General features: G+C 58.3%; 8 protein-coding genes and 2 pseudogenes. 2 read left to right on the top strand and 8 right to left on the bottom strand.

All coding sequences use genetic code 11. The annotated features are described in order from the left end of the window. Window positions 1–221 precede the first annotated feature (221 nt). From ACN0VD_RS13315 to ACN0VD_RS13285, 7 genes and pseudogenes are all read right to left on the bottom strand, one after another. Complete coding sequence (locus ACN0VD_RS13315; RefSeq protein WP_417595044.1) at window positions 222–512, bottom strand: hypothetical protein; 291 nt, start codon at window positions 510–512, stop codon at window positions 222–224. A gap of 1,007 nt (window positions 513–1,519) precedes the next feature. Beyond that, window positions 1,520–1,966: a hypothetical protein gene (locus ACN0VD_RS13310; protein ID WP_417595042.1), complete on the bottom strand. Its 447-nt coding sequence runs from the start codon at window positions 1,964–1,966 to the stop codon at window positions 1,520–1,522. A 90-nt stretch (window positions 1,967–2,056) separates the two neighbouring features. Beyond that, window positions 2,057–2,902, bottom strand: coding sequence for an SDR family oxidoreductase (locus ACN0VD_RS13305; protein ID WP_417595040.1), 846 nt, complete (start codon window positions 2,900–2,902; stop codon window positions 2,057–2,059). Between the two features lie 75 nt (window positions 2,903–2,977). Next, on the bottom strand, window positions 2,978–4,138 hold the full coding sequence (locus ACN0VD_RS13300) for a M24 family metallopeptidase (RefSeq protein WP_417595038.1): 1,161 nt from the start codon (window positions 4,136–4,138) through the stop codon (window positions 2,978–2,980). 75 nt (window positions 4,139–4,213) lie between these two features. Further along, window positions 4,214–5,294 (bottom strand): annotated as a pseudogene (locus ACN0VD_RS13295) (serine hydrolase domain-containing protein). A 118-nt stretch (window positions 5,295–5,412) separates the two neighbouring features. Next, entirely contained in the window at window positions 5,413–6,249 is an 837-nt protein-coding gene (gene fghA / locus ACN0VD_RS13290) for an S-formylglutathione hydrolase (RefSeq protein WP_417595036.1), read from the bottom strand. Further along, a complete protein-coding gene (locus tag ACN0VD_RS13285) occupies window positions 6,249–7,358 on the bottom strand; it encodes an S-(hydroxymethyl)glutathione dehydrogenase/class III alcohol dehydrogenase (protein ID WP_417595034.1) in 1,110 nt (369 codons plus the stop codon). The genes fghA and ACN0VD_RS13285 overlap by 1 nt, the downstream gene beginning before the upstream one ends. Before the next feature lie 190 nt (window positions 7,359–7,548). Here ACN0VD_RS13285 and ACN0VD_RS13280 point away from each other — a divergent pair, with 190 nt between their 5' ends. Next, entirely contained in the window at window positions 7,549–8,700 is a 1,152-nt protein-coding gene (locus ACN0VD_RS13280) for an acyl-CoA dehydrogenase family protein (protein ID WP_417595032.1), read from the top strand. Continuing rightward, window positions 8,700–9,527, top strand: coding sequence for an FAS1-like dehydratase domain-containing protein (locus ACN0VD_RS13275; RefSeq protein ID WP_417595030.1), 828 nt, complete (start codon window positions 8,700–8,702; stop codon window positions 9,525–9,527). Before ACN0VD_RS13280 ends, ACN0VD_RS13275 begins: the two co-directional genes overlap by 1 nt. 175 nt (window positions 9,528–9,702) lie before the next feature. Here the strand turns inward: ACN0VD_RS13275 and katG are convergent. Beyond that, window positions 9,703–11,940 (bottom strand): annotated as a pseudogene (katG, locus tag ACN0VD_RS13270) (catalase/peroxidase HPI). Window positions 11,941–12,818 lie beyond the last annotated feature (878 nt).

Below are 12,818 nucleotides of genomic sequence, written 5' to 3'. Positions count from 1 at the left end.
CGTTTTCTTCAACTGGCAGGGAACCTGCGCAGATACCATGTACCCGCTGTTAAAATGCGACCTTGCAAAGAGGACGCTTTCCACGCCGTCACGCCTTATTCTTCTGACCAAGTCCATTCCACTTGACGCATTGATCAGCCGCAGAAAGCCAAATGGTAATTTTTCCGGTGCCCACGCACAAAATCTCTCAATCTACTGTCCGTTATTCAAGCCAATATCGTCTAAGCATTCGACAGCAGCAACGCCTCTGACAACGCATCGCGATCGATGCCGCCATGGGTCGCAGGAAATTTCGCCCGCAAAGCTTCGATTTCATCTGCTTTTGCCACAATCCTTGCTTGAAAACGCTGTGCCACCGAATAGCGGACTGGCTGTCCCGTCGAGATTTTGTTCCATGTGTTCCAGCTTATGCCAATTCTGGTCATGATATCCGCCATTCCGCCGACCAAAGGCGCAATATCAACGACAAGCGCCGGGTTTACGATACACATGCCCGACTTTAGCTGCTTCACTTTATCAAATTCCTTTCGAGCAATGCTTTATTGGACGCTTTCAACGCACTAAATTAACACTTTAGCGTTGCCCGATGCGACAGCATCTAGCGTACTGCGAACGATTTGCACGTGAGCCGGACAACTGAAATGCCTAAACTGCAGAGAATAGCCAATCAGTGAAGAGAATTGGCCGCGCCAGATGCCACTGCACACAAAAGCAGCAAGCTCGCTTCCATCCTTATACTGATCAAGTAAACGCGCAATTCCTCGGTCAAACACCGTCTGTTATGGAAACCAACGATCTCACTAAATTTAAGTGATAAATAGCTGGCGGAGACGATCCGATATTGTCAGCGTAAAGGCATCTTGCCTGCCGCGGACCAGACCGACCGCAATTATCACGAATACTCAGAAAAACACCGGACCACGACGACGAGCCTCGCGATGACGTCGATAAGCTCGTGAAACGCCAATTGGCCGAGGTGGGCAAAAGATTACTGATCTTGAGGCTTTGCGCGACGAACTAGGCAAATGCGACAGTCATGCCAAGTGGACAAGATTAGGGATTGCCGCATCTAGAAAGCTTCACACGGCCCATGAACCGATAGACCGAACCCGGAACAAGGCTCACTATTCGAAAACCTCACAAAGCAGTTCAATGACTGAAACTTGGGCGGAAGCCGTTGTAGCGACGCAAAACCGATCAATGTCTGATTGTCATCAAAGATAGTCCATAACCGGACAGTCCGCTATCGGCCCAACTGCGGCTGTCCAGATATGGTTATTCAAATCCTCCCCTGATTATTACCATTCAGAAGGGGCCTCCCTTGGGATCAAAACTCAGTGTTTAATGGAAAAACTCAGATGACAGATTACGCCTTCAAACGGTCCGGCAGAATCATGCGGGCAGCAGACGACGCCGTTTCCATATCCAAATTGTCAAATAGCCTGCCCCGCGCCTGTTGCAGCAGCGGGAGAGACATTAAGCAATGGGACGGGATGTAGGACAGGACTTTTCTCTCTATCTACGTCGCGATCCGTTTTTCGTAGGCCAGAACGTCCGCACGCAGGCGGAGCGCGTCGTGATAGGCATTGTGCGGAACGGCGCTACCCTCGCCGGAACTAACGAGCTCGGCATCGACCAGATCAAAATGAATATTGCGCACCGGTTTCATAAGGCCCGGGCCAATGACCAGCAATCGCGCGGCAAGGGCAATATCTTCCGGCCAGTCTGCGACCAGCACCGGATCGGGATCATCGCCCAGATAGTCCGCGAACTGGTCGGCGAGACGGCTGTGCGTCACTGGCTCCACATCCAGCACAGGTATGATGTGCTCGGCAACCCATGGCGTAGGGTCCTGACATGCGATCGCCGCGTAAAAGGGCGCATGGCCGTCATCTTCGGGAACCAGCGCGATCGAAATCAGGTCTCCGCAAAAGCCGTTGAATTCAGTATCAAGAAAATAGCGCATCGTTGAGGCTCCCCGTGGTCTCAGCCCTTGTTACGCTTCATTCACCGGTTTTGGTAACAAAGACACTCATGCCCGGAAATTCGGCTACGATCAGGTCTCCAGCGACCGGAAATAATCGTCCCAGCTCTGATGCGGCCTTCCTGTCGCTGCCTGATAATCACTGGTCCTGTCGAGCGCGCCATTGCGGATGCCCTCGTAAATTCCGGCGATCACGGTTCCGATAAATTCGCCCAGTTCCGCTACCCGTTCCTCGCGATATTCAGCGACCGACATCGAGCGATATTGAAGCTGTGTTCCAAACGTCCGGTTCAGATATTGCGCAAGCTGTGCCTGGGTCAGCAATTCGCCATGGAGATTGTAGGTTCGGCCATCATGCTTGGGATCGGTTAACATGCAGGCATAAGCGTAAGCCAGTTCTGGCCGGGTCGTATATCCGCATTTCCCGTCACCAGCGCAGTTGGCGATTTCGCCCCTTGCCTTGTACGTCTCGATATATTCGACATCGGGCTCGATATAAATCCCGTTGCGGCCAATCGCCCAGGCAAGCCCGCTCGCGCGGATATCAGCCTCGGTCTGGCGATTGCTTTGCACGATGGGAGAAAAGGCCGTGCCTTTTTCGGCACCCTGGATGCTGGTGTAGACGATTTTTTTTACGCCCGCAGCGCTGGCGGCACTTATGACGTTGCGGTGCTGTTCGATACGATCGTCAGGCGCCGCCATCCCCGACACAAGCAGCACCGTATCGACACCGGACAGTGACTGCTCCAGCTGTTCGCGGTCGGTATAGTCACCGGCGCGCACTTCAATATCCATGCCTTTTGCCTTTTCGGGCGTGCGCGCGAGGCCGATGACCGGTTCGCCCGTGCTCATTCCGGAAAGAGCCTTGGCAATTTCCGCTCCGAGATGACCGGTGACGGCGGTAACGGCGATGGTCATGACGATGTCTCCTTATTCTCGTCGAACGGAATTACAATGCCAGTACGCCAATTGAGACGCACTGACGCATTCGCCCTACCCAAACGGCCGGTACATATCCTGCTGCGGCTGCGTAAACCACTCCGGCCCTGCCGCGGTCATATAGAAATGGTCTTCCAACCGGATGCCATATTGGCCGGGCACCACGATCATCGGTTCGTTGGAAAAGCACATGCCCGCCGCCAGCGGCGTCTTGTCGCCCTTCACCAGATAGGGGCCTTCGTGGATGTCGAGCCCGATGCCATGGCCTGTGCGGTGCGGGAGGCCCGGCAGGTCATAGTCGGGGCCTAGGCCGTGGCTGACCAGCATATCGCGGGCGGTCTTGTCGACCGCTTCGCAGGGCGTGCCGATGGCGGCGCGGTCGAAGGCGGCTTGCTGGGCCTCTTTCTCCGCATGCCAGAGCCGTTCGATCTCGCTTTCCAGTTTCGACAGGGCATAGGTGCGGGTGATGTCGCTATTATAGCCGTCGATCGTGCAGCCGGTGTCGATCAGGATCAGCTCGCCCTCCTGCAGCGCCGGGTCGCCCGGGACGCCGTGCGGGTGGGAGGTCGCTTCGCCGAACTGGACCGCGCAGAAACTGTTGCCGCCATCGGCACCGCCGGCGCGGTGCAGGCGGTCGATTTCGGCGATCACTTCGCTCGCCTTCATGCCCGGTCTGATCCATTCAAAAATCTTTTGATGCACCGACAGCGTGAGCTGCATCGCATGGATCATCAGATCGATCTCGGCCTGTGATTTTATCGCGCGCAGCGGCGCGATGACCGAAGCGGCAGAGCCACAGAGGACCGGCTTTTCCAGCTGCGTTAGTGCATCGAACAGGCGCGCGGCATGGCCGTAGGAACATTCCGGATCGAGCGCGCATTGCTGGCAGTCATGGTCCGCCAATAGAGACGCGATCAGCGCGAAGGGGCATTCATGCTCCTCCCAGAAGGCCATTTCCGAAGCCATCGGGAATTTGGCGCGGATCGCCGATTCCTCGAATTTCGGGCAGATGAAGAGCGTACGGTCCGCCGTGAGCAATATCCCGACAAAGCGTTCACTTTCATAGAAAGCCTCGGCGAAGAAATAGCGCATGTTGCTGCCCGGGGTGATCAGGATCGCATCAAGGCCATTTGCGGACATGGTCTGGCGCAGATTGTCCAGCCGCTGCTTGCGTTCGGCACTGCCGATCGATGGCGGTCGCAATGCTGTCGTCATGGTCAAATCTCCAAATGGGGCGGGCCGCCTCCACTATAGCGGAATTGACCGACCATCAAAACAATCCGGCAGATATTATGTCCGCTGATAGGCGGCCGATTCCACCTCTGCCAGAACACGCAGGGCGTCTGGGTCGGCAAAAGGGAGAAATTGCATCAGCACCAGGCCCGCGATATCGCTCGCGGGATCGATCCAGTAATAGCAGTTGCTCAGCCCGGCCCAGGACAGGCTGCCGACGGCACGGCCATTTGGCCCCTCTTCCGGGTTAATCAGAAAGCCGAGGCTCCATCCACAATGCATGTCGGGAAAGGCATCGAAGGAATTGGCGAGCAACGGCACCACGCTCTCCATCTGTCCGGCTTTCATCCCGCCAATCTGATTTTGCGACATGGCCGCCACGGTCTCTGCGCTGATAATCCGATTGCCGTCGAGCGAGCCGCGGTTCAGGATCATCCGCATGAAACGCATATAGTCCGCCGCCGTCGAATAAAGACCGCCGCCGCCGGACTGATATTCCGCCGCATCGCCACCGCCGATTTCGAGGGGAAAGGGAACCAGGCCATCGGCCTGGCGGGAGAGCAGCGGAACCCGGGCGCTCGATCTTGTCCGGCGCGACGGCAAAGCCTGTGTCCTGCATCGCCAGAGGCTCGAAAATATGCTCCTCCATATAGGCACCGAGCGTCTGGCCGCTGGCGGCCTCGACCGCGCGACCGACCCAGTCGGTACTCACGCCGTACAGCCAGTCGGTTCCCGGTTCGAACATCAGCGGCGACGTAATGCTGGCGATGCTGGCGGGAGCGACCTTGCCCTGCGCTTTGGCCATATCCGCTTTGGTGAACGCATAGCCGAAACCCGCGGTATGGGTGAGCAGATGCCGGAGCGTAATCGCCGTTTTCGCGGGTTCCACTATCGCCTTGCCGTTCCCGGAAAAGCCGGTCAGCACATCGGGATTGGCCAGTTCGGGCAGGATCGAGCCGATCGGTTCGTCCAGCGCCAAAAGACCCCGTTCCACCAATTGCATGGCAGCGACGGATGTGATCGCTTTGGTCATGGAAGCAATCTGGAAGATGCCATCCAGCACCATTGGCTTGCTGGTAGCGGGGTCAGAAAAACCCGCTTGCGCCGATGCGAGCACCCTGTCGGCATTGCCAATCATGGCAACCGCGCCGGCTACCTGCTGGTCGGCCAGCGCCCGATCCAGGGTTTTTTGTAAGTCCAGCTGCTGCAATTCACTCATCCTTTTGTGATAATATTCTTATATTGGAAGGCTGCGTCTATCGGGCACCCAGCCGTTCGGCGTGCCACTGCAAATGATCCGCCATGAACGTGGAAATGAAATAATAGCTGTGGTCATAGCCTTCGCGCATGTTCAGGCTGAGCGGGATTCCGGCCTTGTCACATGCCGCCACCAACAGTTGCGGTTTCAGTTGTTCTTCGAGAAAATTGTCCGCGGTTCCCTGATCGACCAGGATGTCGGCAAAGCGCGCGCCATCCTCGATCAAAGCACAGGCGTCATATGCGCGCCACGCCGTCTGGTCACTGCCCAGATAGCCACCCAGCGCCTTTTTACCCCAGGGGCAGTTGAGCGGCGAGACAATCGGCGCAAAGGCCGACACGCTTTTGAACCGGTCCGGATTGCGTAGCGCGATGGTCAGCGCGCCATGACCGCCCATGCTGTGCCCGAATATCGCCTGGCGCTCCATATCGACCGGAAATTCTTTCGCGATCAGAGCGGGCAGTTCTTTCTCGATATAGCTGCGCATCCGGAAATGTTTCGCCCATGGCTCTTCGGTGGCGTCGACGTAGAAGCCGGCACCCTGCCCCATGTCATAGGCCTCGTCATCGGCCACGCCTTCACCGCGCGGAGAGGTGTCAGGGGCGACGATGATCAGGCCCAATTCACTGGCTGCCCTGCGATATTCGCCCTTTTCCATGACATTGGCATGGGTGCAGGTCAGGCCGGACAGATACCAGACGACCGGCAGCTGCGCGCCTTGTTCATGATCGGGAACATAGACCGCGAAAGTCATCTCCGTGCCCGTTTCTGCGGACGCATGGGAATAGACGCCCTGCGTTCCGGCGAAACTTCTGTTGGTGGAGAGGGTCTCCATCAAAAGACCACCACGCTGCGGATGCTTTCACCGGCGTGCATCAGGTCGAAGCCCTTGTTGATTTCGTCCAGCGATAGCGTGTGGGTGATCATCGGGTCGATCTCGATCTTGCCGTTCACATACCAGTCGACGATTTTCGGGACATCGGTCCGGCCGCGCGCGCCGCCGAAGGCCGTGCCTTTCCAGACCCGCCCGGTGACCAGCTGAAACGGCCGTGTCGAGATTTCCTTGCCGGCTTCGGCGACGCCGATGATGATGCTTTCGCCCCAGCCGCGGTGGCAGGCTTCCAGCGCCTGACGCATCACGTCGGTATTGCCGGTGCAGTCGAATGTATAATCCGCGCCGCCGTCGGTCAGCGCTACCAGATGCTCGACGATATCGCCCTTGATCTTGGTCGGGTTGACGAAATGGGTCATGCCGAATTTCTTGCCCCATTCTTCACGGTCATCGTTGATGTCGACGCCGATAATCTTGTCCGCGCCGACCATCCGCGCGCCCTGCAGCACGTTGAGGCCGATCCCGCCAAGACCGAAGACGATGACATTGGCTCCCGGCTCCACTTTTGCCGTGTTGGTCACCGCGCCGACACCGGTTGTGACGCCGCAGCCGATATAGCAACTGGTGTTAAACGGCGCATCGGTACGGATTTTGGCGACTGCGATTTCGGGTACGACAATGAAGTTCGAGAAGGTCGAGCAGCCCATATAGTGATAGATGGCCTCGCCCTTGTAGGACATGCGGCTGGTGCCGTCGGGCATAAGCCCCTGCCCCTGGGTCGCGCGGATCGCGGTGCACAGATTGGTCTTGCCGGACAGGCAGCTTTTGCACTGGCGGCATTCCGGCGTGTAGAGCGGGATCACATGATCGTCGGGCGCCACCGAGGTTACGCCCGCGCCCACTTCGCGCACGATACCGGCGCCTTCATGACCGAGAACACTGGGGAATTTGCCTTCGCTGTCGAGACCATCGAGCGTGTAGGCGTCGGTGTGGCAGATACCGGTCGCCATGATCTCGACCAGCACTTCGCCCGCTTTTGGACCTTCCAGATCAAGCTCGACGATCTCGAGCGGCTTTTTTGCTTCAAATGCGACGGCTGCGCGGGTTTTCATAATGGGGCTTCCTGTGTTGAATATTTACCAGCCTTCTAGGTCAGACCGATGGTCGTTCGCAAGACAGACCGTATAATTTCACCCGGCTATATCCTATGCTCATAGCCTTGCCCCACGACGCTGTCTTGATTGGCAGTTGATCTTCCTGGCGAGATCGGTTCAATGGCCCGTTCACAGGGGAGAACCGGAATTGACGCAGGATTACACGTCCATCCGCGAGGAAGTCGCGAAACTTTGCCAGAAATTTCCGGGAGAATATTGGCGCGCGCGCGACAAGGCGCGCGAATATCCCAGCGATTTTGTCGCTGCGCTCGGCGAGGCCGGCTATCTTGCGGCCCTAATCCCCGAAGAATTTGGCGGCGCCGGATTGCCGATTTCTGCGGCAGCGGCGATCCTCGAGGAAATCCAGGCGCAGGGCTGCAATGGCGGCGCGGTGCACGCGCAAATGTATATCATGGGCACGATGCTCCGCCACGGGTCGGACGAGCAGAAATCCCAATATCTGCCACGCATCGCCACCGGCGAATTGCGCCTGCAGGCCTTTGGCGTGACCGAGCCGACCAGCGGCACTGATACACTGGCGCTGAAGACAGTGGCGAAGCGGGACGGCGATGATTATGTCATCAATGGCCAGAAATTATGGACCAGCCGGGCCGAGCATAGCGACCTGATGCTGTTGCTCGCCCGTACGACACCGCGCGATCAGGTCGCCAAACGCACCGACGGCCTGTCGGTCTTTCTCGTCGACATGAACGCAGCGCTCGGCAACGGTCTCACCATCCGGCCGATCGACACGATGATGAACCACAGCACCACCGAATTGTTCTTCGACAATATGCGCGTGCCCGCCGCCAATCTGATCGGCGAGGAAGGCAATGGCTTCCGCTATATCCTCTCCGGCATGAACGCCGAGCGGCTGCTGATCGCGGCGGAATGTATTGGTGACGCCAAATGGTTCATCGAGAAGGCGACAGCCTATGCCAAGGAGCGGGTCCTGTTCGGCCGCCCGATCGGCCAGAACCAGGGCGTCCAATTCCCAATCGCCCGCGCCTATGCGCAAATGCGCGCGGCGGAGCTGCTGGTCCACGAAGGCCTGCGCAAATATGAAGCCGGCGAAAATTGCGGCGAGGAAGCCAATATGGCCAAGATGCTCGCCGCCGATGCCAGCTGGGCAGCGGGCGAAGCCTGCGTCCAGACCCACGGCGGCTTCGGCTTTGCCGCGGAATATGATGTCGAGCGCAAGTTCCGCGAGACAAGGCTCTATCAGGTCGCCCCGATCAGCACGAATATGATCCTGTCCTATGTCGCCGAACATGTGCTGGGCCTGCCGAGGAGCTATTGATGAGCGACTGGGCGAACTGGATCGGCAAGAGCGAGACGCGCCATGACGTGATCACGCCGGGGCTGCTGCAACGATTCTGCGCGACCATTGACCAGCCGGTCACGGACGACATTCCACAGGGATTGCACTGGTGCCTTTGCCTGCCCGATACGCCGACTGCGGAACTGGCAGAAGATGGTCATCCCGCAAAGGGTGGTTTTCTCCCGCCCATTCCCCTACCCCGCCGGATGTGGGCTTCAAGCAGCGTCTCGTTCGACCACCCTCTGCAACGGGGCGACGAAATCACGCGCGTGTCGACCGTGGCCAGCATAGACGAGAAATCGGGCAAGTCGGGCGATCTGGTGTTCGTCGCTGTCGATCATGAAACCCGCGTTGGCGAGCTTGTGGCGATCAGGGAGCGGCAGAACATCGTCTATCGCGAGCCAGCAACGATCGCAGAACCGGCCAGTTTGCCCAGCAACGAAACGCCAGACCTCAGCGGCTGGGCCTGGCAGCAGACAATCCTGCCAACCGAGCCGCTGCTGTTCCGCTATTCCGCCCTGACATTCAACAGCCACCGCATCCATTATGATCGCCCATATGCGATGCAGGAAGAAGGCTATCCTGGCCTTGTCGTTCAGGGTCCGCTGATGGCGACATTGTTGCTGAACCTCGCCGCAAGCGAACTGGGCGCAAATCAGCTCTCGAGCTTTTCGTTTCGGGGCCAGGCGCCCGCCTTTGCCAATGCTGCTATATATTTCGTCGGCAAACAGGAGGGCGAGACTATTACGCTCGCCGTGTTCGGCCAGGACGGCAAAGAGGTCATGAGCGCGCAGGCCCAGGTATAGACAACGCATAACATTCCGTTCGTGCTCAGCTTGTCGAAGCATGATCGCGCGCATTCGCCCTTCGACAGGCTCAGGACGAACGGGAAAGTGCCGATCGCCCCAATTCTAACCGCAATAAAAAGCCCGGCGGCTGCGGATCACGCGGCCACCGGGCTTTCCCTACATTTGGTTTCGCCTAAAATCGGTCGGCGTTCATCACCTTGGTCCAGGCTGCGGCAAAATCTTGGACAAATTGCTGATCCGCATCATCCGCTGCATAGACCTCGGCAACCGCGCGCAATTCCGAATTGGATCCGAAAATCAGATCAACCGGCGTGGCCGTCCAGACCAGATCGCCGGACTGGCGATCGCGGCCCTCGTACAATCCGGGATTGGCGCCCGACTTCGACCATTTGGTTTTCATGTCGAGCAGGTTGACGAAAAAGTCGTTGCTCAGCTGGCCGGGACTATCGGTGAACACGCCGTGGGACGACTTGCCCGCGTTGGCGTTCAGCGTCCGCAGCCCGCCGACCAGCACCGTCATTTCCGGTACCGTCAGATTGAGCGCGTCGGCCTTGTCAACCAATGCTGCCGCTGGTGCCAGATCGGCACCGGAAGCATAATAGTTGCGGAAGCCGTCGGCCTTGGGCTCGAGATAGGCGAAGGACGCCGCATCGGTCTGAGCCTGCGTGGCATCGACCCGGCCGGGCGTGAACGACAGGCTGACCTTGTGGCCAGCCTTGCTGGCCGCCTGCTCGACCGCAGCATTGCCGCCAAGAACGATCAGGTCAGCCAGCGAGACCTGCTTGCCGCCCGAAGCGCTGCGGTTGAAATCCTTCTGGATCGCTTCCAGCTTGCCCAGCACCTTGGTCAGTTCCGCCTTGTCGTTGACGGCCCAGCCGCGCTGCGGATCCAGCCGCAGCCGCGCACCATTGGCCCCGCCGCGCATATCGCTGCCCCGGAAGGTCGAGGCCGAGGCCCAGGCCGTCCGCACCAGTTCGGGCGTGGTCAGACCGGACGCAAGGATTTTCGACTTCAGCTGCGCGACATCCGCGTCACCGATCATCGCATAGTCAGCCGCCGGCAACGGATCCTGCCAGACGAAGCTCTGGCTCGGCGCATCGGCACCGAGATAGCGGGCCGAGGGACCAAGATCGCGATGGGTCAGCTTGAACCACGCACGAGCAAAGGCTGCCGCGAATTCATCGGGATTTTCATGCCAATGCTCGGCGATCTTGCGGAAACCCGGGTCTTCCTTGATCGCGATATCGGTGGTGAACATGATCGGCGCGTGGGTCTTGCCCGGGATATGCGCGTCGGGAACCATGTTTGCAGCATTCGGATCGCTCGGGATCCACTGCGTCGCACCGGCCGGGCTCTTGACCTTCACCCATTCGAAACCGAACAGATTGTCGAGATACTGGTTGGTGAAAGCGATCGGATTGGCCGACCATGCGCCTTCGAGACCGCTGGTGATCGTATCCTCGGCATTGCCCTTGCCGCATTTGTTGGCCCAGCCGAGACCCTGCGCTTCGATACCTGCGGCAGAGGGTTCTGCGTCCATACATTCTTCCGGCTTGTGCGCGCCATGCGCCTTGCCGAACGTATGGCCACCGGCAATCAGGGCGAGCGTTTCCTCGTCATTCATCGCCATATTGCCAAAGGCGCGGCGGATATCGGCAGCGGCCGAAATCGGATCATGATTGCCGTTCGGACCTTCCGGATTGACGTAGATCAGGCCCATCTGGGTGGCGGCGAGCGAACCCTTGAGATCGCCCTTGCCGTCGCGGCGGTTGTCTTCCAGCATCTTCGCCTCGGGCCCCCAGAACACCAGATCAGGTTGCCAGGCGTCCACGCGGCCACCGGCGAAACCGATGGTCTTGAAGCCCATATCCTCGAGCGAGACATTGCCGGTCAGCACCATCAGATCGCCCCAGGACAGTTTCCGGCCATATTTCTGCTTGATCGGCCAGACCAGACGGCGCGCCTTATCGAGGCTGACATTGTCGGGCCAGCTGTTCAGCGGTTCGAAGCGCTGCTCGCCGCCATCGGAACCACCGCGACCGTCACCGACGCGATAGGTGCCGGCACTGTGCCAGGCCATGCGGATGAAGAACGGACCATAATGGCGATAATCGGCCGGCCACCAGTCCTGAGACGTGGTCAGAACCTTGCGGATATCTTCCTTGACCGCAGCGAGGTCGAGCGTGGCGAACTCGGCGGCATAGTCAAAATCCGGGCCATAGGGGTTGGACTGTGCCTCATGCTGGCGGAGCGCTGCAAGATCGAGGCTCTGGGGCCACCAGTCCTTGTTGGACATGGCGCCCGGCGGATCCTACACGACCGTTTTTTGCGCCTGCGCGGGGCTGGCGATCACCAGCGGCGTCATTGACGCGGCCAGCAGGGCGAATAGTGAAACTTGTGATTTGAACATCTTCCTCTCCTTTCGAACATCTTAATGATGACCGAAAGTATACGCGCAGTGGAAAGATTGCCAAAACCGGTAAACTTCTTCAGAGTAATCGAAATTACCTGTCAAAAAGAAATTTCACCAAATGTGGAGGGTGACAATACGGGATGGAAGCAAGATAATTGCGCGGTTCCATCGCAAAAGAAGCCCGACGGTCGGGTCGCAATTAACCGCCGGACTTCCCTTGGATACCCAAAAATTGGGTGGGGTGCGACATCCATATCTGATGGATCATACTCTTCCGCCAGATCGGCGCCGCAAGAGTTTGTTAACCGAGTCTTTTGGCCAGCACTGTGATCCCGATCACTAGTAGAATAAAAATGATCACAAACCATAATATCCGGCGGTCACGCTGCGCCGCATGCCTGGATCCTATCGAACTGTTCAGGGGATTGGTGCGAAGCCGCGTGCGTGACGAATAGCGACTTCGCATAAGCGGATTAGCCGATATGCACGCTTATGATTGTGATCGAAATCACTTGTGTTTGCGGTGACGGCAACCGCCAAAGCCGCCCGGACCACATATGTTTGGCGTTCCTGCAGGTTCTGACCTTGGATCGCGCGTGCTTCACCGCGTGCCATTATCATTGCCCGGTCTGTGACAGCGCTGAGGCAGCAAACCCGTCGCAGACAAGGGTTCAACGAAAAACGGGAGCTTACCCGAAGATAAACTCCCGCTGCGCCTCTGTTGGGGCTGCTGTCCTCTTGCGATTTCAGCTGCCGCTTTTTCGGCGTCCGGATTCCGGATCGAATACGTTAATGGTTGGTCGTTATCCACGTTTCCGCTTGCGCTTCTTCGCTTCGGTTTCCAACCCGCATTTGGTCCAGTCACCTGATGATCT

This window comes from Parasphingorhabdus sp., assembly GCF_048267785.1.
Taxonomy (GTDB): domain Bacteria; phylum Pseudomonadota; class Alphaproteobacteria; order Sphingomonadales; family Sphingomonadaceae; genus Parasphingorhabdus.
Note: the sequence above shows the minus strand (reverse complement) of the source record. Positions and strands in the feature narration are given on the sequence as shown.

Excerpts from the sequence above, each read along its gene's own strand:
- ACN0VD_RS13310 (WP_417595042.1), bottom strand. The coding sequence starts at position 1,966 with ATGCGCTATTTTCTTGATACTGAATTCAACGGCTTTTGCGGAGACCTG.
- ACN0VD_RS13305 (WP_417595040.1), bottom strand. The coding sequence starts at position 2,902 with ATGACCATCGCCGTTACCGCCGTCACCGGTCATCTCGGAGCGGAAATT.
- ACN0VD_RS13300 (WP_417595038.1), bottom strand. The coding sequence starts at position 4,138 with ATGACGACAGCATTGCGACCGCCATCGATCGGCAGTGCCGAACGCAAG.
- fghA (WP_417595036.1), bottom strand. The coding sequence starts at position 6,249 with ATGGAGACCCTCTCCACCAACAGAAGTTTCGCCGGAACGCAGGGCGTC.
- ACN0VD_RS13285 (WP_417595034.1), bottom strand. The coding sequence starts at position 7,358 with ATGAAAACCCGCGCAGCCGTCGCATTTGAAGCAAAAAAGCCGCTCGAG.
- ACN0VD_RS13275 (WP_417595030.1), top strand. The coding sequence starts at position 8,700 with ATGAGCGACTGGGCGAACTGGATCGGCAAGAGCGAGACGCGCCATGAC.